The sequence below is a fragment of the Shinella sp. WSC3-e genome, from assembly GCF_945994535.1.
GTDB lineage: Bacteria > Pseudomonadota > Alphaproteobacteria > Rhizobiales > Rhizobiaceae > Shinella > Shinella yambaruensis.
Genome location: NZ_OZ000531.1, coordinates 135769 through 158178, shown reverse-complemented (window position 1 = coordinate 158178; position 22410 = coordinate 135769). Strand labels below are relative to the sequence as shown.

The following is a 22410-nucleotide window of genomic DNA, read 5'->3' as shown; positions in this document are numbered from 1 at the left end:
CAGCATGGTCTATCCGGATACCTATTACCGCCGCACCATGACGGACCGGGCGGCGCGCCCCGCGCTCGCCGGCACCGTCGACTGCGACGCGGTGATCATCGGCGGCGGCCTTGCCGGCCTCTCGACGGCCCTTCAGCTCGCGCGGGCTGGCCGGAGCGTGGCGGTGCTGGAAGCGGAGAGCATCGGCTTCGGCGCCTCCGGGCGCAATGGCGGCTTCGTCAGCGCCGGCTATGCGACGGGGGAGGGCAATATCGCCCGCATGGCCGGCCCGGCGTCGGCGCACGAGTTGCATCTCCTGTCGATGGAGGGCGTCGAGTTCGTCCGCGACAACATCCGGACCCTTGGCCTTGAGGATGCAAAGCTCCGGCCGGGCCTGATGAGCGTGCTGCGCTACGATGACGGCGCGCGCCTCAAGGCCGACGTGGAGGACGCACGCCGGCGCTATGGCGAAGACGCCAGCTACATGGACCGCGATGCGGTGCGCGCGGTGCTGAAATCGGACCGCTACCATCAGGCGGTACGCCACGGGGATGCCTTCCACATGCACCCCTTGAATTATCTGTGCGGCATCGCCCGGGAAATCGAGCGCCTCGGCGGGTGCATCTTCGAGCAGTCCGCGGCAACGGGGACGGATCTGGAGGGCGCGGAGAAGCGGGTGAAGACGGCAGGCGGCACGGTGACGGCGCGGGACGTCGTCTTCGCCACCGGCGGGTACACCGGGGCGCTGAATGCGCGGCTCCGGCGCGCCTTCCTGCCGATCGCCACCTATGTGATGGTCAGCGAGGAGGCGCCTGACCTTCTCGCTGCGGCGATTGCCACGGGCGACGCCATCGGCGACAACCGCCGGGCGGGCGACTATTACCGCCTCGTCGATGATGGCCGGAGGCTGCTCTGGGGCGGGCGCATCACCACCCGCGCCGCCTCGGCCGAGCGGCTGGTGCGCGAACTGCGCGCTGAGATGGTCGGCACCTACCCGCAGCTTGCCGGCCTCAGGACGGAGCTCGCCTGGTCGGGCCTGATGTCCTATGCCCGCCACCTGATGCCCCAGATCGGGCGCATGGCCCCCGGCGTCTGGCACTGCACCGCCTTCGGCGGCCACGGCCTCAACACGACGGCGATCGGCGGCAAGGTCGTCGCCGAGGGCATCCTGGGGGAAAGCGAGCGCTACAGGCTCTTTGCGCCTTTCGGCCTGGTCTGGGCCGGCGGCCTCGCGGGGCTGGCGGTTGCGCAATTGACCTACTGGAAGCTGCAGGTGCAGGACCGGTGGCGCGAGCGCGCCGCCTGAGGCGGCCGCCACTGAGCGGTGGGTTGCCCGAACTGCGGTGTTGACTATCGCCGTCGCGCGCCATCCTTTTCATGAAAGGACATCGCATCGAGGCAGGGGAAACCATGACCGACCAGACCCGAGTAGCGCTCATTGCCGGCGGGGCCGGCGGCATGGGGACGGCGATCGCCGCGCGGCTTTCCGCCGATGGTTATGCCGTCGTCCTTGCCGACCTTGAATCCGAACGCCTGACGGCGGCGGTGGAGGCGGTACGAGCCAGGGGCGGTGCGGCGCTTGCGGTGCCGCTCGACATGCGCAAGGTCGCCTCCTGCGCTTCCGCCGTTGAGACGGCGCTCGCCTGGCATGGACGCCTCGACGCCGTCGTCAATGCCGCCGGCGTCTGGCGCGAGGGCGCGGCCGGGACGATGACGGAAGAGGACTGGGACATCGTCCTCGACGTCAACCTCAAGGGGGCGTTCTTCCTCATCCAGGCCGCCATCCCGCATCTTGGGAACGACGCCTCCATCGTCAACATCGCCTCGGATGCCGGTCTCGTCGGCAACAACGGCGCTTCGATCTACTGCGCCTCGAAGGGCGGGCTGGTGCTGCTGACCAAGGCGCTGGCGCTGGAACTCGCGCCGCGCCGGATCCGCGTCAATGCCGTCTGCCCCGGCGACGTCGCGACGCCGATGATCGAGTTCCAGGCGGAACGCTATGGCGGCGGCGACCCGGACGGCTACAAGGCGAAGCTCCTGTCCAACTACCCCCAGCAGACGGCGGCGCGCTTCATCCGGCCGGAGGAGATCGCCCGCATGGTCGCCTATCTCTGCGAGCCGGACGCCGCGCCCATCACGGGGGCCGCCCTTTCCATCGATTTCGGCGTGACGGCCGGTTACTGAGGAGGGGCGGATGCAGCGCAAGACGGCGATCATCACCGGGGCAGGGGCGGAGGACGGCATCGGCTTCGCCTGTGCACGGAGCCTGGCGGAGGAGGGCTATGCCGTCCACCTCGTGGCGACCAGCGCGCGGATCTTGACCCGCGCCGAGGAATTGCGGCGCGACGGGTTTTCCGCGACCGGCCATGTCTGCGACCTCACCGTCAGGGCCGAGGTCGAAACGCTGCGGCGGGCGACGGGGCCGGCCGCGGTGCTCGTCAACAATGCCGGCATGGGCAGCCTCGCACAGCCGGCGCTGCAGCGGGATTTCGCCATGCTGGAGGAGGCGGACTGGGACCGCGGCATCTCCGTCACCCTCAAGACGACGTTCCTTTCGACCCGCCTCTACCTGCCGGACATGCTGGCGGACGGTTACGGCCGCATCGTCAACGTGGCGTCGGTGACGGGACCCTATGTCGCCAATCCCGGCGAGACGGCCTATTCCGCCGCCAAGGCCGGCATGGTGGGCCTGACGCATGCGCTCGCCCTTGAAGCCGGCCCGCATGGCGTCACGATCAATGCCGTGGCGCCCGGCTGGATCGACACGGGCGCCTCCACGGAGGAGGAGCGCCGCGCCGCCATGGCGACGCCCTGCGGCCGCGCGGGCCGGCCGGACGAGGTGGCCGCCGCCGTCGCCTTCCTCGCCTCTCCGAAGGCGAGCTATATCAACGGCGCCGTGCTGGTGGTCGATGGCGGCAACATCCTCCAGGAGCGCAAGGCCTGAATCCCGCCCAAGACGGGGGCGAGGATTTCTGTTTCGTCCCGAAGCCATTCATACCATAGTGACCGCAACCCAACGGGCGCCGCGGGCGCCAAGACTGGAAGGCTTTCCATGACCTATCCCTGGCCCGACGCCGGCACGCCGCTCGAAGACGTCCCCACCCCCATGCCCGTCATCGACGAGAACCGGCTGGCGGCGAACATCGCCCGCGCGCAGGCCTATTTCGACGGGCACGGCATGGCTTTCCGCCCGCACATCAAGACCCACAAGATCATCGCGGTCGCCGAGGCGCAGCGGGCGGCCGGCGCCGTCGGGCTCAACTGCCAGAAGATCAGCGAGGCCGAGGTTTTCGCCGATGCCGGCTTTGAGGACATCCTGATCACCTACAACATTCTCGGCGCGGCGAAGCTCAGGCGCCTGCGCGCGCTGCACGATCGGGTGCCGCGCCTTGCAGTGGTCGCCGACAGCGCCGCGACCGTGGACGGCCTTGCCGGCGCCTTCGATGCCGCCCGTCCGCTGACCGTGCTCGTGGAATGCGATACGGGCGGGCGCCGGTGCGGCGTGCAGACGCCGGAGGCGGCGACGGACCTCGCGGTCCGGATCGCCGCGGCGCCCGCCCTCCGCTTCGGCGGCATCCTCACCTATCCGGCGACCGGCGGGGCGAGCGCGGTGGAGGCTTTCATCGCCAGAACCATGACCTTGCTTGCGGCCCGCGGCCTCGATTGCCCGGTGCGCTCCAGCGGCGGTTCGCCGGACCTTTGGAAGGCCCATCTCGTGCCCTCCGCCACGGAACACCGCGCGGGAACCTATGTCTACAACGACCGCAGCATGGTGCGCGCCGGCCATTGCAAGCGGCAGGACCTTGCCATGCACATCCTTGCGACCGTCGTCTCGCGCCCGGCGGAGGACCGCGCGGTGCTGGATGCCGGTTCCAAGGCGCTGACCTCCGACCTGCTCGGCTTTGCCGACTACGGCGAGATCGAAGGCCACGAGGGCGCGCGCATCGTCTCCCTCTCGGAGGAGCATTCGGTCGTCGATCTCAAGGATTGCCGGGGCGCGTTTCCCGCCATCGGCAGCGTGGTGCACATCGTGCCGAACCACACCTGCGTCGTCAGCAACCTGTTCGACCGCATGGTCTTCCATCGCGGCGGCATCGTCACCAGGGTTGAAGAGGTCGCCGCGCGCGGCACGGTCTGGTGAGCCCGGATTTCGGTTGACGGAACGCGGCAAAGCCGCTCGTGCTGACCGGCAAACGCATTCAAGGAGAATCGGCCATGGCTGAAAACGACGCCCCCTTCTTCATCGAGGACACCGACGAGACGGAGATCTCGTCCGACACCGCCGGCCTCGGCGACCTCCTCGTCACCACGCATATCCCGCTGCGCGCCGACGGATCGCTGGAGACCGGCGATATCACGACGCAGAGCGTGGCGACGCTGGAAAGCCTGAAGGCCTCGCTGGAAAAGGCCGGCAGCAGCCTTGCCGACGTGGTCCATTTGACGATCTACCTCACCGACATCACCGAGCGCCCGGCCTTCAACGAGGTCTACTGCGCCTATTTCAAGAAGCCCTATCCGGTGCGCTGCGCCGTGGGCGTCGCCGCGCTCGCCGATCCCGGCATGCGTGTCGAGGTGACGGCGATGGCGGCGCGGCGCGGGCGCGCCTGAGATCGTGCCGAACCCTGGGTCCTGGCGCGCTCGGCCCATCTTTTCCCCGGCGGCAAACGCTCTCGCAGGCGTCGCGCAATCGAAATTCATATTTTCTATAAAAATAGTGAAATAAGAAATGGCGTGCCTGCTGCCCCAGGCTTCCGCTTGTTATCCCTATCACCATCAGGGGTCTCAAGCGGAGCGGGAACGATGAACGCCCATGTCGAAAACACACGTTTCAACATTCGCGGCACCACGGCGATCGAGCAGCCGGCCGACGCCGACGCGTTGAAGGCGGCGCTGCGCACGCTCGGCGGCGGTGTCAGCATCATCACGGCCGGCGAGGGCGAGGCCCGCACCGGCGCGACCGTCACCTCGGCGACGGCGCTTTCCGTCGAGCCGGCACGCATGCTGGTTTCCCTCAACCGCTCCTCCTCCACCTGGCCCGTCGTCGAGCGCTACGGCCATCTCGGCATCAACATCGTCGGCAGCACTCACGAGGTCCTTGCCAACCAGTTCGCCGGCCGCGGCGGCCTGCGCGGCGCCGATCGCTATCGCGGGGCGGACTGGACCACCGCCGTCAGCGGTGCGCCGCTGCTGGTCGATGCCGTCGCCGCGATCGACTGCGTCGTCGAGGAAGCCATCGAACGGCACAGCCACGTCATCGTCATCGGCAAGGTTCTGGCGATCCGCCTCGGCGCCGGCCATTCGCTGCTCTACCAGGACGGCCGCTACCATGCCCTGTCCTGAAACCTGCTGAGCGGCGCCGCCGCACCGGCATCTCCATCCATGCACTGCCATACCCCGCCGCGGGCGGGATCGAGACCCCGTGGCCGACGCGGCCCTTTCCAGACGATACGAAAGGAAACACGATGACACGCAAGATCAGGCTTGGCGCCTTCCTTCCCGGCGGCGGCCAGCACGTCGCTTCCTGGCGCCACCCGGACCAGCCGGCGGACGGCGCCACCAGCTTCGAATTCCACAAGCAGCTTGCCCAGACCGCCGAGCGCGGCCTGTTCGACGCCTACTTCCTGGCGGACAACCTCGCCATCGGTTTCGGCGGCGCGCGGGAAGGCGGCAATGCCCGCGTTGCGGGCTTCGAGCCGGTGACGCTCTTCTCCGCCCTCGCGCCCTTCACGAAGAACCTCGGCTTCATCGCCACCGCCTCGACGACCTACGAGGAACCCTACAACACGGCGCGCAAATTCGCCTCGCTCGATCTCATTTCCGGCGGCCGTGCCGGCTGGAACGTCGTCACCACGACGGGCGATCCGACCGCGCAGAACTTCAACCGCGAGACCCAGCTGCCTCATGCCGCGCGCTACCGCCGTGCCGCCGAGCATGTCGAGGTGGTCAAGAAGCTCTGGGACAGTTTCGAGGACGACGCCTTCCTGCGCGACAAGGAGCGCGGCGTCTTCTACGATCCGGAAAAGCTGCATGAGAGCGACCATCGCGGCGAGCATTTCCAGGTGCGCGGACCGCTCAACGTCTCCCGTTCGCCGCAGGGCCATCCCGTCATCGTGCAGGCCGGCCAGTCGGATGACGGCCGCGGGCTTGCCGCCGCCACGGCGGAGGTGATCTTCACCGCCCACCAGCACATCGGGACGGCGCAGGAATTCTACCGTGACATCAAGGCGCGCGCCCGCGGCCTCGGCCGCAATCCGGACCATATCCTCGTCATGCCCGGCGTCTCGCCCTTCGTCGGCCGGACGCTGGAGGAGGCGCGGGAGAAATACGACCGCCTGACCGCGCTGATCGTCGAAGAGGACGGTGTCGGTCTCCTCAACGGGCTCACCGGAGGCACGCTGGACCTCAGGGGCTACGACCTCGACGGCCCGCTGCCGCCCGCCCCGCCGACCGAGGGCATGAAGAGCCGCCAGGCGCTGATCCGCCAGATCGCCGACGAGAACAATTTCACGATCCGCCAGCTCTACCAGTGGATCGCCTCCGCCCGTGGCCACTACACCATCGTCGGCACGCCCGAGACGATCGTCGACACCCTGCAGGAATGGTTCGAGAACGAGGCCGCCGACGGCTTCAACATCCTGCCGCCGTGGCTGCCCACCGCGCTCGACGATTTCGTCGACCTGGTCATCCCCGAGCTCCAGCGCCGCGGCCTGTTCCGCACCGAATACGAGGGCACGACGCTGCGCGAAAACCTCGGCCTGCCTTTCCCCGTCAACCGCTGGGCCGGCGCGCGCGCCGCCGTCCAGGCCGCCGAATAGGAGACGACCATGTCCTATGAGAACGTCAACTCCACCCTCGGCGCGGATTTTCGCCTGGCCAGCCGCCCACCGGCGACACCCAGGGTAACGGCGCGGCTGAATGCGCTTTTGCCGTCGTTCCTCGCCCGCTACGGCCTGGTGCTGGCCTTCCTGGCGCTCTGGCAGATTTCGAGCACGCAGGGCTGGGTCAATCCCGCCGTCTTCCCGCCGCTCCACATCATCGTCGCGGCCCTCTGGGACAGCCTTGCCAGCGGCGCGCTCATCGACGACATCGCCATCAGCCTCCAGCGCTCCGGCATCGCCTTTGCTGCCGCCGTCGCGATCGGCATCCCGCTCGGCCTCGTCATGGGACAGGCCAAGATCGTCGAGCAGGCGCTCGATCCGCTGCTGCAGTTCTTCCGCCAGACCTCGGCGCTCGCGCTCTATCCCGTCTTCATCCTGTTGCTCGGGCTCGGCGAAACCTCGAAGGTCTTCGTCATCTTCTGGGCGACGCTCTTCCCGATCCTGCTCGCCACGATCGGCGGCGTGAAGGAGGTCGACGGCAAGCTTGTCGAGATGGCGCGGACCTATGGCGCAGGGCGCCTGACGATCTTCCGCCGCGTCATCCTGCCGGCCTCGGTTCCCGCGATCTTCGTGGGCCTGCGCCTCTCGGCCACCACGGCGCTGCTGCTGCTCATCGCCGCCGAGATGATCGGTGCCAACAAGGGCATCGGCTTTCAGGTGATGAACGCCCAGTACAATTTCCAGATCCCGCTGATGTTCGCCGCCATCCTGCTTCTCGCCCTGCTCGGCCTCATCGCCAATGCGGTGCTGGTCCTCCTCCAGAAGAAGCTTTGCCGCTGGTCGCAGCCGAACGCCTGAACTCCTCATCCTCTTTGTCAAAGGACACCGTCATGACCTTCCATTCGAAGAAGCTTCTCCTCTCCGCCGCCTTCGCGCTCGGCCTTGCCGGCACGGCTTCCGCGGAAGACGTCAACCTGCGTTACCTCGCCAGCCAGGGCGGCCTGACCGCCCATGAGCTTGCCGCCGAACTCGGCTATTTCGAGGGAACCGGCATCACCATCGAGAATGTCGGCTATGCCGCCGGCGGCCCGGCCTCGCTGATCGCGCTCGCTTCCGGCGACGTGGAGCTCGGCAGCGCGGCCACCTCCGCCGTGCTGAACTCGATCATCAGCGGCAACGACTTCGTCGCCGCCTATCCTTCGAACGGCATCAATGCCGAGGTCCAGTCGATCTTCTACGTGCTGGAGGACAGCCCGATCAGGGAGATCAAGGACATTGCCGGCAAGAGCATCGCCGTCAACACGCTCGGCGCCCATCTCGACTACACGATCCGCGAGGCGCTGCATTCGGCCGGCCTGCCGACGGATGCGGCCAACCAGGTCGTCGTGCCCGGCCCGCAGCTCGAGCAGGTGCTGCGCTCCGGCCAGGTCGACATCTCGGCCTTCGGCTACTGGCAGACGACCTTCGAGGGCGCGGCGAGCAAGAACGGCGGCCTGCGCGCGATCTTCGGCGACACGGACGTGCTCGGCGAGATCGCCGGCGGCTTCGTGGTGCTGCGCCGCGATTTCGTCAAGGCGCATCCCGAGGCGGCGAAGACCTTCGTGGAACAGTCCGCCCGCGCGCTCGACTATGCCCGCGAACATCCCGAGGAAACCCGCAAGATCCTCGCAAAGGCCTTGCAGGAACGCGGCGAGAACCCTGACATCGCACAGTATTTCCGCGGTTACGGCGTTCGTGCCGGCGGCCTTCCGGTCGAGCGGGACGTACAGTTCTGGATCGACGTGCTGGTGCGCGAGGGCAAGCTGGAGGACGGCCAGCTCGCGGCCAAGGACGTGCTCTATTCGCCCGATGCGGCGACGAACTGAGGTCCGTCATGAGCCTTGCCCCCGCAGCGATCCGTGGAGAGGTGACGATCCGCCACCTCTCGAAATCCTACACCCTCGATGGCCGGCCGCTGCCGGTTCTCGACAACATCAACCTGAAGATCCGCTCGGGCGAGAGCCTCGCCATCGTCGGCGCCAGCGGCTCCGGCAAGACGACGCTGCTGCGCATCCTCGCCGGGCTGGAGGATGCCGACGGCGGCGAGGTGCTGATCGACGGCAAGGCCGTCTCGGGCGTCGGCGCGGAACGCGCCGTCATCTTCCAGGAGCCGCGCCTGCTGCCTTGGCTGACGGTGCTCGAAAACGTCGCCTTCGGCCTCGATACGCGCGGTGTTTCCCGCGAGGAGGCGAAAGCCCGCGCGCGGCGCTATGTCCAGCTCGTTGGCCTGCAATCCTTCGAGAACGCCTATCCGCGCCAGCTTTCCGGCGGCATGGCGCAGCGCGTCGGTATTGCCCGGGCGCTTGCCGTCCAGCCGGAGATCCTGCTGCTCGACGAACCGCTCGGCGCGCTCGATGCCATGACGAAGATCGGCATGCAGCAGGAGCTGACGCGCATCTGGCGCGACGAGGACGTGACGACCATCCTCGTGACGCACGACCTGGAGGAGGCGATCTACCTTGCCGACCGCATCCTCATCCTGCCGCGCGAGAAGAACGCCGCGCCGCGGTTGATCGAGATCGACCTGCCGCGCCCGCGCGACCGCAGCGCGCCGGAATTCGTGCGCCATCGCGAGGAACTGCTGACCCTCTTCGGCCTGCACTGACCGCGATCGCGCACGATTGCCTTTGACCCCGCCTGCTCCGGCCGATAGACGAACGTCATCCGGCCGGGCAGGCGGGCTTTTGCGTCAGGCCGCCGGGTTGGACAGGACCGTTCGAGACCGGAGGATGCCATGACCGATCTTTTCGACGCCGCGCCGCGCCCCGGCGCCATGCCGCTCGCCGCGGAGCTGCGCCCGGCGAGCCTGGACGACGTGATCGGCCAGGAGAGGATCATCGGCGAGGGCACCATGCTGCGCCGGCGCATCGCGGCCGGAAGGCTCGGCAGCATCGTGCTCTACGGCCCGCCCGGCCTCGGCAAGACGTCGATCGCGCGCGCCATCGGCAACATGCTCGGCAAGAACTTCCGCCCGCTGCATGCCGCGCACAACAACGTGGCCGACATCCGCAAGATCGCCGACGAGGCGCGCATGCGGCCGACCCTGCTCTTCGCGGACGAGGTGCATCGCTTCAGCGCGACGCAGCAGGACCATCTCCTTGCGCTCTGCGAGGAGGGCGTCGCCGACTTCATCGGCGCGACGACCGGCAATCCCTACCATACGCTGACGCCCGCGCTGATCTCCCGCTCCACCATATTGAAGCTGGAGCCGCTGATGCTGGAGGAGATGGAGGAAGTGGTGCGGCGGGGGCTTCGCCACCTTGCGGCGCGGGGCATCGCGGTGGAGCTGGAACCCGACCAACTGCGCCGCATCGCCGGCCGCTCCGGCGGCGATGCGCGTCGCGCGCTGACGGTTCTTGAAAGTCTTGCCGTCGGGCACGCGCCGGGAAAACCCGTCGTCATCACCGAGGCGATGGTCGATGAGGCCTATGCCGCCGCGCCCGTCAACCACGACCGGTCGGGCGATGCGCATTACGACGTGGTCTCGGCCTTCGTGAAATCGATGCGCGGCTCCGATCCCGATGCGACGCTCTACTGGCTTGCCCGGCTGATCCATGGCGGCGAGGACCCGCGCTACATCGCGCGCCGCATCATGATCCACGCGTCCGAGGATGTCGGCCTTGCCGACAACACGGCACTGCAGACGGCGGTGGCCGCGCTGCATGCGGTGGAGAAGATCGGCTATCCCGAGGCGCAGATCATCCTCGCCCATGCCGCCCTGCACGTCGCCCGGGCGCCGAAGTCGAACTCCGCCTGCCGCGGCATTTCGCTTGCGCTCGCCCATGTGGCGAAAGAGGCGCCGTCGGCGGTGCCGATGCATCTGCGCGACGCGCATTACAAAGGGGCGGCGGCGCTCGGCCATGTCGGTTATGCCTTCCCGCATGACGACGGACGGGGCTGGAGCGAGCAGGTCTACGCGCCGGACGTTCCGCGCGGCGCCTTCTACCAGAGCGACGCCCGCGAGGCGGGGACCTTCGAGCGGCGGGCCGACGAGCATTGGGACCAGATCACCGGCCGGCCGACGCCGCGCCGCTTCGGCGAGAAACGCTAACGGCTAAGGTCCGGTGAGGCCGGCCCGGACGCGGTTGACGACCGTCCAGGCGAGCAGCACACAGGCCATCGGCTGGATGTGCCATGTCCAGGCCGGCAGCGTGCCGAAACCGGCGACGAGCGCGCCGAGGGCGCCGAAGAGGAGGGCCCGGTCGCTCTTGCCCATCGGCCCCTCGTAGCTGCGGCCGTTGCCATGGGCGACGCCGAGCACGCCGGCGAACTCCGTCAGCGCCGAAAGGAAGACGATGGCCGTGAACCACGGCAGGGAAAACGGCGCCACCAGCGCGAAGGGCAGGTAGAGCGCGGCATCGGAGACGACATCGGTGATCTCGTTGAGATAGCCGCCGAGCGGGCTCTTCTGGCCGTGTTCGCGGGCGAGCATGCCGTCGATGGCGTTGAGCCCCATGCGCAGCAGCATCCAGACGGGAACGAGCGCGAAAAGGGCGGGCGTCGGATTGACGAGGAGCAGCGCGCCGATCCCCACCGAGACGAGCGCGGCGATCAGCGTCACCTGGTTGGCCGTGACACCCATGGCCGCAAGCCGTCCCACCAGGGGACGAAGCAGGTTCTGGAAGGATGATTTCAGTTTATAGATCGACATGTCAGCTCGAATCCGCTCGATTGCGTGCAACAAAAGAGGATGCAAACGGCATGAAATCAACTGCAAACATGCGTCCTCATCCGTATAGGTGCTGAGGTTTCCGCAGGAGAGATGACAGCATGATCGAATCCGCCTTTGCGAGCCATGACGGCGTGGAGCTTTTCTACCGTGCCTGGCCCGCCCGGTCCGGCGCGGCGAAGGGCGCGGTCGTTCTGCTGCACCGCGGCCATGAGCACAGCGGCCGGGTGGCGCATATTGTCGAGGAGCTCGGGCTCGACGACTTCGCCTTCTACGCGTGGGATGCGCGCGGCCATGGCCGGTCGCCCGGCGAGCGCGGCCATTCGCCGTCCTTCGCCCATTCGGTGCGCGATCTCGATTGCTTCGTCCGCCATATAAGCGAGACCGGCGGCTTTTCCATGGACCAGGTCGCCGTCGTCGCCCAGAGCGTCGGCGCCGTGCTGGCCTCCACCTGGGTTCATGACTATGCGCCTAATATCCGTGCGCTGGTGCTGGCCTCGCCGGCCTTCGACGTGAAGCTCTACGTACCCTTCGCCAAGGAGGGCATCGCGCTCTCGCAAAAGCTCAAGGGCACGTTCTTCGTCAATTCCTACGTCAAGGCCCGTTTCCTGACGCATGATCCGCAGCGCATCGCCTCCTTCGAGGCCGATCCGCTGATCACCCGCCCCATCGCCTCCAACATCCTCCTGGAACTCTACGAGGCGGCGGATCGGGTGGTCGCCGATGCGCGCGCCATCACGGTGCCGACGCAGCTTCTCGTCTCCGGCAGCGATTTCGTCGTGCGCCATGCACCGCAGCACCGCTTCTTCGAAAATCTCGGCAGCACGATCAAGGAGCGCCATGTGCTGCCCGGCTTCTACCACGACACGCTCGGCGAGCGGGACCGGGCGAAGGCGCTCGAAAAGGTGCGGACCTTCCTCCTCCAGCGTTTCGCCGAACCGCCCGTTGTGGCCGACCTGCGGCGCGCGCATCTTTCCGGCCATACCCGCGACGAGGCCGACCGGCTGGCGACGCCGCTCTCGCTGTTTTCCCCGCGCGGGCTCTACTGGGCGCTGACGCGCGCCTCGATCCGCCTCGGCGGCCTCTTTTCCAGGGGCATCGAGACGGGTTTGCGCACCGGCTTCGATTCCGGCTCCACGCTCGACTATGTCTATGAGGACGAGGCCCGGGGCCTTGGCCCCGGCGGGCGGCTGATCGACCGGCAGTTCCTCGATGCGATCGGCTGGCGCGGCATCCGCCAGCGCAAGGTCCATCTGGAGGCGCTGATCGGCAAGGCGCTGGCGCGCCTGAAGGCCGAGGGGCGGCCTCTGCGCGTGCTCGACATCGCCGCCGGCCACGGGCGCTACGTACTCGATGCGGTCGCGGCGTCCGAGGTAAAGCCGGAGAGCATCCGCCTGCAGGACTATTCGCCGATCAACGTGGAGAAGGGCACGGCGCTGATCACTGATCGCGGCCTCTCGGACGTGGCGGAGTTCCACCGGGCGGACGCCTTCGACACGGAAGGGCTTGCCGCGATCGCCCCGCGGCCGACGCTTGCGATCGTTTCCGGCCTCTACGAACTCTTCCCGGACAATGCCCTGATCGAGGCCTCGCTGGCCGGCCTCGCGCGGGCGATGGAGCCGGGGGCGCTGCTCCTCTATACCGGCCAGCCCTGGCATCCGCAGCTTGAGATGATCGCCCGGGCGCTGACCTCGCATCGCGGCGGCGAGGCCTGGATCATGCGCCGGCGCACCCAGCAGGAGATGGACCAGCTCGTGGCGGCCGCCGGCTTCCGCAAGGTCGAGCAGCGTATCGACAAATGGGGCATCTTCACCGTCTCGCTGGCCGAGCGCATCTGAGGCGGCCATGGGGGAGGGCGTCGCATCTTTCCTTGCCGTCGATCGCCGCGCGGTTTTTCGCGCGGCAGCGCTCTGGCTCGCCGTCCTGGCGCCGTTCTTCTACCTGACCTACGGCTTTTCCAACTGGCTGGCCGCGCAGCGGGCGGACGTGCCGAATGTCGCGTTCGGCTGGGAGCGGCACATCCCCTTCCTCGCCTGGACGATCCTGCCCTACTGGTCGATCAACGCCTTCTATGCGCTCTCGCTCTTCGTCAACGAGACGCCGGCGGAGGTCGGCCGGCTGGCGCGGCGCTACCTCACGGCACAGGTCGTCGCCGTCCTCTGCTTCATCGCCTTTCCGCTGCAGGCGATCTTCGTGCGGCCGGAGACGCATGGTCTGCCGGGCTTCCTGTTCGACGTGCTCGGCGGCTTCGACAAGCCGTTCAACCAGGCCCCCTCGCTGCATGTCGCCCTGCTGGTGATCATCTGGGATCACTGGCGCGGGCGACTGCGGGGAATGACGCTGGCGGTCTGGCATGCCTGGAGCTTTCTGATCGGCGTCTCTGTCCTCACCACCTGGCAGCATCACAGCATCGATATCCCGACCGGCGCGCTGCTCGGCCTCTTCGCCCTCTGGCTGTTTCCGGCCGGCCGGCCGTCGCCGCTGGCAGGGTTTCGCCTGACGGTCGATCCGAAGGCGCGGCGGCTCGCCGTCTGTTATGGCGCCGGTGCGCTGGTCTTCCTGTTCCTTGCGGTGTGGACGACGTTCGGCTCCGGGGCGGGGTTGCTGCTGCTCTGGCCGGCGCTTGCCCTCGCCATCGTCGCGCTCGCCTATGCCGGCGCCGGGCCGGATGTGTTCCAGAAAAGGGGCGATGGCCGCATCAGCTTCGCAAGCCGCTGGCTGCTGATGCCCTACAGGCTGGGGGCGCGGGTGAATGCCTGGTGGTGGACGCGGCGCCTGCCTGATGCCGTCGAGATCGCCGACGGCGTCTTTCTCGGCCGGGTGCCGACGCGGCGTGCCCTTTCGACCTATGCCGCCGTCATCGACATGACGGCAGAGCTGCCGGGCCTTGCCGTTCCCGGCCTTTCCTGGCGCGCCTTCCCGGCGCTCGATCTGCTGCCCCTCTCCGCCGCCCGCATCCGCGAGGCGGCGCTCGCCGCGGAGGAGGCGGGGCGGCATGGGCCGGTCCTCGTCTGCTGCGCGCTCGGCTTCCAGCGCAGCGCGCTCGTCGCCGCCTGCGTCCTGATGCGGACGGGGCTTGCCACCAGCGCCGCCGCGGCCGTCGTCCAGATCAAGGCGAAGGGGCGGCCGGTGCATCTTGCGCTGGAAACCTATGCCGCGATCGAGGAGGCGGCGCGATGACGGACTGGCGGGCGATCGTCGCGGATGCCATCCGGCGCCTCCGGCGCAACGGCCTTGCCGGCGGCGCGGCGGCGCTGCTGATCCTCGCCGCCGCGCCGCCGACGGCCGGCGCCCATGGTTTTTCCGGGCCGCTCGCCTGGGGGCTGCTGCTCGCCTCCTGCCTCGTGCCGCTGGCGTTTTCGGTGCATCTCCTGTTCGATGCCGCGCTGTTCCGGCTTGCCGCCTCCCATGACGGGGAAGCGGTGGGCCTTGCGGCCATCGACGACGTTCTGGCGCGCATGGGGCTTCGCGCCCGGGGCGGCGTTTCGGCAACGCTGCCGGAGCGCCTCCGGGGATGCCGGCGGCTCCTCTGGCTGCAGCGGATCGCATTGGCGGTCGCCGTCGCGCTCTACCTCATCCTGCTCCTTGACGGGATGGAGGGAGGCGGGGCATGAGCGCGAACGGCGCATCCCTGTTGCAGACGGTATCCGGCGCGGTGCTCGCCGGCCTTTCGCGCGCTGTCACCGGCGTGCGGCCGATCTGGGCCGGCTCGGCGCCCTACGGCCGGCAACGCATCTATTTCGCCAACCATGCGAGCCATGGCGATTTCATCCTGGTCTCCACCTGCCTGCCCTTTGCCGAACGCCGCCGCACGGCCGCCGTCGCCGGGGCGGACTACTGGAATGCCGGCCCGATCCGCCGCTTCATTTCCGGCAGGATGCTGCGCACGGTGCTCGTCGAGCGCAACTGGGTGGAGCGCACCGCCGATCCGATGCAGGTGATGCTCGCCGCGCTCGATGCGGGCCAGTCCCTGATCTTCTTTCCCGAGGGCACGCGCAACATGACGGAGGAGCCGCTCCTGCGCTTCCGCTCCGGCCTCTACAATCTCGCGGCGCTTCGCCCGGATGTCGAGCTGGTGCCCTGCTGGATCGAGAACATGTCGCGCGTCCTGCCGAAGGGTGCGCTCCTGCCGGTCCCGCTGCTCTGCCGCGTCGTCTTCGGCGCCCCGCTGGTGCTTCAGGCCGGGGAGGAGCGGAAGGCCTTCCTCGAGCGCGCCCGCGCGGCGCTTCTTGCCCTTGCGCCCCGAAAGGATGGAACCCGCTGATGAGCGACGACACGCGTCTTTTCCTCGGCCTCGTCTCGGTGCTCGTCATCGCGAGCCTCGTTGCCGGCGTGCTTTCCTGGCGCAGCGAGAAACCGCTGCCGGCGACGCTCGAAAACCTCAATGCCCGCATCAAGGCCTGGTGGATCATGGTGGCAGGCATCAGTGTCGCCTTCCTGTTCGGCACGGGCGGCGTGATCCTGCTTTTCGCTTTCGTCTCCTTCGCGGCGCTGCGCGAATACGTCACCCTCACCAACACGCGCCACGCCGACCGCTGGACGCTGCTCGGCATGTTCCTGATCATCGTGCCGGCACAGTACTACCTGATCTGGATCGACTGGTACGGGCTCTATTCGATCTTCATCCCCGTCTACTGCTTCCTCGCCATGCCGGCGCTGACGGCCATGCGCGGCGACACGTCCCGCTTCCTCGAACGGGTCAGCGAGCAGCAATGGGGCATCATGCTGTCGGTCTATTGCATCAGCCATGTGCCGGCGCTGGTCACGCTGCCCATTCCCGGCAACGAGGGGCGGGGCCTGCTGCTCATCGCCTTCCTCATCGCCACCGTGCAGGGCAGCGACGTGCTGCAGTACATTTTCGGAAAGCTCTTCGGCAGGCACAAGGTCGCGCCGAGCATTTCGCCGTCGAAGACCTGGGAAGGGCTGGTCGGCGGCATTGCCAGCGCCTCGCTGCTCGGTGCCGGGCTCTACTGGCTGACGCCGTTCTCGCCGCTCGAAGCCGGCGGGCTCGCGGCGCTCGCCTGCATCATGGGCTTCTTCGGCGGCCTCGTCGCCTCCGCCATCAAGCGCGACCGCGGGGTGAAGGACTGGGGCCACATGATCGAGGGCCATGGCGGCATGCTCGACCGCGCCGACAGCCTCGTCTTCGCCGCCCCCGTCTTCTTTCACATCGTGCGTTACGCCTGGACGTAACCAGCGGCGTCTGCCCATCGGCGGGAGCCTGCCGAGACGGGCCGAGGCGCCGAGGCCGCGGGAAAACGTCGCGCTCAGCCGGTACGCGCAGCCTTCATGCGCCGGCGGCCACCGACATGTCCGGCGGCATCGGTGGCAGCACGGCGCGCCAGCCCCGGCCGGCAGTGGAAATGGCGGCGCTCGGCGGCAAGTTGCGCTCGCCCGGCGTTTCGGGCATTGATGCCGCGCTGCCATCGCCGATCGGCGCGGAACGCGCCGGTTTCATCCTCTCGGCTTTCGGCAAAACCAATCTGTGATCAACACCATGGGAGATTTTTCATGATCCAGCGTATCAAGCCCGGCAAGCGCTTCTGCCAGGCCGTCGTCGTCAACGGCGTCGTCACCACGGCCGGCGTCACCGGCAGCGGTGCCGACACGACCGCCCAGACCCGCGACATCCTGGCCACGATCGACGGCCTTCTGGCCGAGGCCGGTACTTCCAAGGCCAAGCTGATCAGCGCCAACATCTGGCTGCGCGACATCGCCCATTTCGCCCAGATGAACGACGTCTGGGACCAGTGGGTCGACCCGGACAACCTGCCGGTCCGCGCAACGGTCGAGGCCCGCCTCGCCGCGCCGGAACTGCTGGTCGAAATCCAGGTCACCGCACTCGTCTGAACCGCGCGGCGACCCGTTCGCGGGTGAAGACGTGGGGGCCGCGCGCATGCGGCCCTTGCAACTTTGACGATGCTCTTCAAGCCGGGGTCTGGCAACGGACTGGCCCGAAGGCGCGGCTGGGCACCATCGCCCCGGCGGTGGACAACCCACGCTACGCCCTACCGGCGCCAGGCCCGCCACCGACCTCAACCGCCCGCTGGTCTCCAGCAGGCGCGCCCGGTCTACGGGTGCGAACCCCAAGCGTGCCACGAAAGCCCGCCACGTTCGCACGACCCCTTTGGCGTTGAAATTCCACGTTCTTCCGCTCCATGCTCCACACACGTCCGGACAATCCCGCCCGGTGTCACCCTTCCCGCACATCCAGGACTTCCAGCTCAGACAAATCCGTGGTTTACAAGAGGCTAGGTCACCTCCCTGCGGAGGTGTGGATTGAAACGACGAAGGTCACGCGATGGCGAAAGCGGCCGGGGGGCATCTCCCTGAGGAGGTGTGTATTGAAGCTGGGTGACGTCGAGATAGGCCTCGTCGAGCGACAGATCGCCTCCTTGCGGAGGGGCAGGGATTGAAACGTCTCGAGGAAGCGGGATTTGGCGTAGAGGTTCCTGCCGTCTCTGTATTGGAGCTGTCCGAAAACGGCGGAGCCGGAAATGTGCGCCGATGAAGGCGGCTGCCCTTTAGGCCGGAGCGGGCGGATGCGCGCTCCGGCGTGTCGGCCGTCAGGCCGGCTTCAGCACGTCGGCTAGCGCGTCCACCAGCATGTCGGCGTTCTCGCGGGAGAAGACGAGGGGCGGGCGGATTTTCAGGATGTTGGCGTTGGGGCCGGAGGCGCTGATCAGGACGCGGCGGGCGCGCAGGCCGTTGACGATGCGGGTCGTCAGGGCGGCATCGGGCTGTTTCGTCGCGGGGTCGGCGACGATCTCGACGCCGATGAAGAAGCCGGAGCCACGGATGTCGCCGAGGGCCGGGTGGAGGCGGGCGAGGCCTTTCAGGCCGTCCATCAGGTACTGGCCGACCTCCAGCGCGTTCTGCTGCAGGCCTTCCGTCCGGATCGTGTCGAGCACGGACTTGCCGGCGGCGGCCGCGACCGGATTGCCGCCGAAGGTGTTGAAGTAGCGGGCGCGGGGACCGAACTCGGCGACCACGTCCGGGCGCAGCACGATGCCGGCCATCGGGTAGCCGTTGCCCATCGGCTTGCCGATCGTCACCATGTCGGGGGAGACGCCGTGGCGCTCGAAGCCCCACATGGCCTCGCCGGTACGGCCGAAGCCGGGCTGCACCTCGTCGGCGACGAAGAGGCCGCCCGCGGCATGGATCGCATCCACCGCCGGCTTCAGGAAGCCTTTCGGACCGGCGAAGATGCCGTCGCTGGAAAAGATCGTGTCGGTGATCAGCATGGCCGGCTTGATGCCGTGGCGCTTCAGGTCGGCTATGGCGGCGCTGACGTCGCGGCCGAATTTCTCCATCATCTCTTCCGGCGAATGGCGGTAGCTGTCCGGCGCCGGCACGGTGCGCACATGGGTCCCGAGCGTCACCGCCTCGCCGAGCGAGGGGGAGAATTCGGCGACCGCGCTCGTCAGGCCGTGATAGGCGAGTTCCGTCGCGATGATGCCGGTGCCGCCGGTGACGAATCGGGCGATGCGCACGGCAAGGTCGTTGGCCTCGCTGCCGGTGCAGGTGAACATGGCCTGGCTGAGGTCGCCGGGGAAGGTGGCGGTCAGCGCCTCGGCATAGTCGACGATGCCTTCGTGCAGGTAGCGCGTATGGGTGTTGAGCACGGCGGTCTGGCGGGTGATCGCCTCCACGACGCGCGGATGGCAATGGCCGACCGAGGCGACGTTGTTGTAGGCGTCGAGATATCTTTCGCCCGCAGCGTCATAGAGGAAGACGCCTTCGCCGCGCACGAGGTGCAGCGGCTTTTCGTAGAACAGGCGATAGGCGGGGCCGAGCACCTTTTCCCGGCGGGCGATCAGCGCCCGTTCGGCCTCGCTGAGCCGTTCGAAATCCTCGCGCGAAAATGCATTCACCATCGACATGATCAGGCCTCGGAAAGGTTGGGCACGAGCCTCTTCAGCCCGGCGGGGGTGAAATCGCCTATGTTCTGCAGGCCGCGCCAGGCGGTGGCGTGGTTGCGCATGATGTAGTCCCGGTTTTCCGGGAAGCGGGCGGAGCGCCATTCGGCGATGATGACCGACATGGCCAGCCGGCAGCGCGTCAGGAGCGGCAGCAGTTCGATCTCGCCGGGCTCCAGCGCGCGCGCCGACAGGAAACCGGCGAGGAAGGCGCCGGTGCGCGCCGCCCAGTTGTCCGTCGCGAGATGGTAGGAGAGGGCGACGGCGAGGTCGTTGACCAGCGGCGCATGCACCATGTCGCCGAAATCGATGATGCCCACCACCCGCGTCGGCTCCGTCGGATCGAGCAGGATGTTGTGCGGGTTGAAGTCGTTGTGGATGATCTGCCGCCGCGTGAGGCCGGTGATGGCGGGAAGGGCGCGCTCGAATTCGGCGAGCACGGTTTCCACCTGTGCCCGCCGCTCGGGCGCGACATGGTCGACGACCGCGCAAAGGTCGAGCGTGTGGGAGATGTCCCACATCAGCTTTCCGGCCGGCGGGCGACCGTCGTAGTCCGCAAGGCCGAGGCCGAGTTCGGCGAGCGCGCGGCCGACATTGCGGCTCTGCGCCTCGGAGACGGGCGTGCGGTACTGCAATTCGCCGTCGAGGAAGGTGAGGAGGCGCATGATGCGCGGGCCGTCGGCGGTGGCAAGCGCATGGCTCGGCGCGCCCGCTTTCGTCGGAACGAGCCGCGGCACGGGCACGGCCGGGGCGGCGACGGCAAGGTGCAGCAGCGCGCCGTCCTGGAATTCCAGCGCCGCGGGGTCCTCCGCCGGGTTGGCGATCTTCAGGACGAAATCGGTGCCGTCCGACCTTGTGAAGAGGAACGTCTCGTCCCGTTCGCTGGAAAGCCGTTTCACTGCGCCGGAGAGGCCATAAACCGCGGCGACGGCGGCCTCGGCATCGGGGAGCGCCGTTATGCTCCAGGTTGCCGACATCGAATCCGTCTTCTTGGTTGCCGGCGCTGGCTGCGTCATGCTTGCTCCCTGGAGCATTTCCGCCTCTCTTCGAATCGCGAAAACGCTCTGTTTGTTTACGCAATTCCAGCCGCAAAACCGCTTCGCACTTTTGCTGGAATTGCTCCAGGCGCGGTTTCCCGCTGGTTTCGCCGCTCCTTCCGCGTCGCGTGGCCGATGGCGGCACCGGTGACATTGCCTCCATACGGCGTTTGGCGGATGATGCACGCGGCAGGTGATACTTGAAACACGTCAAAAAAGATGCATCAAGTATCTTGTTACTCGATTTTGCGGATCAGTGCCATGGCTGAATTCACGACACTGGAACACGAAAACCTCAACAGCGTCGTCTATGGCGCGCTGTGCGACGCGCTGATGCAGGGCCGGTTCCAGCCCGGCGACCGGCTGAAGATCCGGGACCTCGCAGAACAGTTCGGCACCAGCGTCACGCCGATCCGCGACGCCATCCTGCGGCTGGCCAATGACGAGGCGATCACCTTCCGCTCGCCGCGCGACATCCGCATTCCGGGCCTCAGCGAAAGCCGCTACCGGGAAATCCGGGCGATCCGCATCCGGCTGGAGGGGCTGGCGGCGGAAACCGCCGCGCAGGTGGCGACCAGCGCGGATATCCAGGCGCTGGAGCAGATCCTGCGGGAAAACGAGCAGGCAATCGCGGCCGGGGACCGGTTGAAGGGCACACAGCTCAACCAGGCCTTTCACTTCCTGCTGCCGCAGATCGCCGGGCTTCCGGTGCTGACGACCATCCTGCGGCGGCTCTGGCTGCAGATGGGGCCGCACATTTCGGACGCCTACATCGCCGGCGGCCGGGCGATGATCGATCATCACTATCCGGTCGTGGAAGCGCTGAAGCGCCACGATCCGGCGGCGGCCTCGATGGCGATCGTCGACGATATCCTGCTCGGCGGCAAGCCGATCCTGGAGCGCATCGAAGGGGTCGGGGCGCGGGAGGCGCGCCGGGCATAGCCTTTCACGCGGGAGGGCTTGCAATTCGGAAATGGCCTATTACGATGTATCAAGCATCAATGGAGATCGCTTATGACCGAAGAACGCCGCTACATGCTGCTGACGGGAGCGAGCCGCGGCATCGGCCATGCGACGGTCAAGCTTTTCCAGTCGAAGGGCTGGCGTATCCTGACCGTCTCCCGCCAGCCCTTTTCCGAGGAATGCGCCTGGCCGTCCGCCCGTGAAAGCCATATCCAGGCGGACCTTGCCGACCTTTCGCAGATCGACCGGCTGGCCGCCACGGTGCGCGAGCGGCTGCCGAACGGCCGGCTGCACGCGCTCGTCAACAATGCCGGCATTTCGCCGAAGGGGCCGGGCAGGAGCCGCCTCGGCGTGCTCGATACGGATGCCGACGTCTGGACGCAGGTGCTCAATGTCAACCTCGTCTCGACGGCGCTGATCGCCCGCGCGCTGATGCCGGAGCTGGAAGCGGCGAAGGGCTCGATCGTCAACGTCACGTCGATCGCGGGTTCCCGCGTGCATCCCTTCGCGGGCGTCGCCTATGCGGCCTCCAAGGCGGCGCTGGCCTCGCTGACGCGCGAGATGGCGCATGAATTCGGCCGCCGCGGCGTGCGGGCCAATGCGATTGCGCCGGGGGAGATCGAGACCTCGATCCTCTCGCCGGGAACCGACGAACTGGTGGCGGCGGAAGTGCCGATGCGGCGGCTCGGCGAGCCGCGGGAAGTCGCGGAAACCATCTATTTCCTCTGCACCGAGCCGTCCTCCTACATCAACGGCGCGGAAATCCACATCAACGGAGGGCAGCACGTCTGACGACCGTCAAGCGGGGAAAATATCCCGTTGACCAGGAAGACCCGGAATGCATCAATCGGCCGTAACGCCCAGGGGAAAGGGCGCGACGACCGGAGAGGCTGCAAGCACCGCCGACAGGCCAAAGGCCGGGGCGCGCCGGCAGTCCGACAAAGGATCGTCATCGGGGCCGGGCCATCCGGTTCCTTCACAAACGA

General features: G+C 67.9%; 23 protein-coding genes. 20 read left to right on the top strand and 3 right to left on the bottom strand.

Annotated elements, in window-relative coordinates:
• The first annotated feature begins 4 nt into the window (after positions 1–4).
• From AABF56_RS23965 to AABF56_RS23915, 11 genes are all read left to right on the top strand, one after another.
• Complete coding sequence (locus tag AABF56_RS23965) at positions 5–1285, top strand: NAD(P)/FAD-dependent oxidoreductase (RefSeq protein WP_272807907.1); 1281 nt, start codon at positions 5–7, stop codon at positions 1283–1285.
• A 104-nt stretch (positions 1286–1389) separates the two neighbouring features.
• Positions 1390–2163 (top strand): SDR family NAD(P)-dependent oxidoreductase, encoded by a 774-nt coding sequence (locus AABF56_RS23960; protein ID WP_272807908.1) that lies wholly within the window; start codon positions 1390–1392, stop codon positions 2161–2163.
• A 10-nt stretch (positions 2164–2173) separates the two neighbouring features.
• Complete coding sequence (locus tag AABF56_RS23955; protein WP_272807909.1) at positions 2174–2923, top strand: SDR family NAD(P)-dependent oxidoreductase; 750 nt, start codon at positions 2174–2176, stop codon at positions 2921–2923.
• A gap of 108 nt (positions 2924–3031) precedes the next feature.
• Positions 3032–4120 carry a D-TA family PLP-dependent enzyme gene (locus AABF56_RS23950; RefSeq protein WP_272807910.1) on the top strand — a complete coding sequence of 363 codons (1089 nt, stop codon included), beginning with the start codon at positions 3032–3034 and terminating at the stop codon, positions 4118–4120.
• A 74-nt stretch (positions 4121–4194) separates the two neighbouring features.
• Entirely contained in the window at positions 4195–4587 is a 393-nt protein-coding gene (locus AABF56_RS23945) for a RidA family protein (protein WP_272807911.1), read from the top strand.
• 192 nt (positions 4588–4779) lie between these two features.
• Positions 4780–5319 (top strand): flavin reductase family protein, encoded by a 540-nt coding sequence (locus AABF56_RS23940; RefSeq protein WP_272807912.1) that lies wholly within the window; start codon positions 4780–4782, stop codon positions 5317–5319.
• Between the two features lie 122 nt (positions 5320–5441).
• Complete coding sequence (locus AABF56_RS23935; RefSeq protein ID WP_244766570.1) at positions 5442–6794, top strand: LLM class flavin-dependent oxidoreductase; 1353 nt, start codon at positions 5442–5444, stop codon at positions 6792–6794.
• 9 nt (positions 6795–6803) lie between these two features.
• Positions 6804–7655, top strand: coding sequence for an ABC transporter permease (locus AABF56_RS23930; RefSeq protein WP_272807913.1), 852 nt, complete (start codon positions 6804–6806; stop codon positions 7653–7655).
• Positions 7656–7687: 32 nt separating this feature from the next.
• On the top strand, positions 7688–8662 hold the full coding sequence (locus AABF56_RS23925; RefSeq protein ID WP_272807914.1) for an ABC transporter substrate-binding protein: 975 nt from the start codon (positions 7688–7690) through the stop codon (positions 8660–8662).
• An 8-nt stretch (positions 8663–8670) separates the two neighbouring features.
• Positions 8671–9441 (top strand): ABC transporter ATP-binding protein, encoded by a 771-nt coding sequence (locus AABF56_RS23920; RefSeq protein WP_244766573.1) that lies wholly within the window; start codon positions 8671–8673, stop codon positions 9439–9441.
• A 129-nt stretch (positions 9442–9570) separates the two neighbouring features.
• Positions 9571–10887: a replication-associated recombination protein A gene (locus AABF56_RS23915; RefSeq protein WP_272807915.1), complete on the top strand. Its 1317-nt coding sequence runs from the start codon at positions 9571–9573 to the stop codon at positions 10885–10887.
• A 3-nt stretch (positions 10888–10890) separates the two neighbouring features.
• Here the strand turns inward: AABF56_RS23915 and AABF56_RS23910 are convergent, their stop codons facing one another.
• Complete coding sequence (locus tag AABF56_RS23910) at positions 10891–11487, bottom strand: CDP-alcohol phosphatidyltransferase family protein (RefSeq protein ID WP_272807916.1); 597 nt, start codon at positions 11485–11487, stop codon at positions 10891–10893.
• A 119-nt stretch (positions 11488–11606) separates the two neighbouring features.
• Here AABF56_RS23910 and AABF56_RS23905 point away from each other — a divergent pair, with 119 nt between their 5' ends.
• From AABF56_RS23905 to AABF56_RS23875, 7 genes are all read left to right on the top strand, one after another.
• Positions 11607–13343, top strand: coding sequence for a bifunctional alpha/beta hydrolase/class I SAM-dependent methyltransferase (locus AABF56_RS23905; RefSeq protein WP_272807917.1), 1737 nt, complete (start codon positions 11607–11609; stop codon positions 13341–13343).
• 7 nt (positions 13344–13350) lie between these two features.
• On the top strand, positions 13351–14685 hold the full coding sequence (locus tag AABF56_RS23900) for a phosphatase PAP2/dual specificity phosphatase family protein (protein WP_272807918.1): 1335 nt from the start codon (positions 13351–13353) through the stop codon (positions 14683–14685).
• Positions 14682–15119, top strand: coding sequence for a hypothetical protein (locus AABF56_RS23895; RefSeq protein WP_272807919.1), 438 nt, complete (start codon positions 14682–14684; stop codon positions 15117–15119). Before AABF56_RS23900 ends, AABF56_RS23895 begins: the two co-directional genes overlap by 4 nt.
• The gene (locus tag AABF56_RS23890) at positions 15116–15769 is read left to right on the top strand and encodes a lysophospholipid acyltransferase family protein (RefSeq protein ID WP_244766579.1); all 654 of its coding nucleotides are present in this window, start codon (positions 15116–15118) and stop codon (positions 15767–15769) included. The genes AABF56_RS23895 and AABF56_RS23890 overlap by 4 nt, the downstream gene beginning before the upstream one ends.
• Complete coding sequence (locus tag AABF56_RS23885; protein ID WP_272807920.1) at positions 15769–16698, top strand: phosphatidate cytidylyltransferase; 930 nt, start codon at positions 15769–15771, stop codon at positions 16696–16698. The genes AABF56_RS23890 and AABF56_RS23885 overlap by 1 nt, the downstream gene beginning before the upstream one ends.
• 116 nt (positions 16699–16814) lie before the next feature.
• A complete protein-coding gene (locus AABF56_RS23880) occupies positions 16815–16994 on the top strand; it encodes a hypothetical protein (RefSeq protein ID WP_272807921.1) in 180 nt (59 codons plus the stop codon).
• Positions 16995–17016: 22 nt separating this feature from the next.
• The gene (locus tag AABF56_RS23875) at positions 17017–17355 is read left to right on the top strand and encodes a RidA family protein (protein ID WP_272807922.1); all 339 of its coding nucleotides are present in this window, start codon (positions 17017–17019) and stop codon (positions 17353–17355) included.
• A gap of 716 nt (positions 17356–18071) precedes the next feature.
• Here the strand turns inward: AABF56_RS23875 and AABF56_RS23870 are convergent.
• Positions 18072–19388 carry an aspartate aminotransferase family protein gene (locus AABF56_RS23870; RefSeq protein WP_272807923.1) on the bottom strand — a complete coding sequence of 439 codons (1317 nt, stop codon included), beginning with the start codon at positions 19386–19388 and terminating at the stop codon, positions 18072–18074.
• Positions 19389–19390: 2 nt separating this feature from the next.
• The gene (locus AABF56_RS23865) at positions 19391–20440 is read right to left on the bottom strand and encodes a phosphotransferase (RefSeq protein ID WP_272807924.1); all 1050 of its coding nucleotides are present in this window, start codon (positions 20438–20440) and stop codon (positions 19391–19393) included.
• Positions 20441–20722: 282 nt separating this feature from the next.
• Between AABF56_RS23865 and AABF56_RS23860 the strand changes: the two genes are divergently transcribed.
• Together AABF56_RS23860 and AABF56_RS23855 are read left to right on the top strand one after the other, a co-directional pair.
• Positions 20723–21403, top strand: coding sequence for a GntR family transcriptional regulator (locus tag AABF56_RS23860; protein WP_272807925.1), 681 nt, complete (start codon positions 20723–20725; stop codon positions 21401–21403).
• 72 nt (positions 21404–21475) lie between these two features.
• Complete coding sequence (locus AABF56_RS23855) at positions 21476–22216, top strand: SDR family NAD(P)-dependent oxidoreductase (protein WP_244766586.1); 741 nt, start codon at positions 21476–21478, stop codon at positions 22214–22216.
• Positions 22217–22410 lie beyond the last annotated feature (194 nt).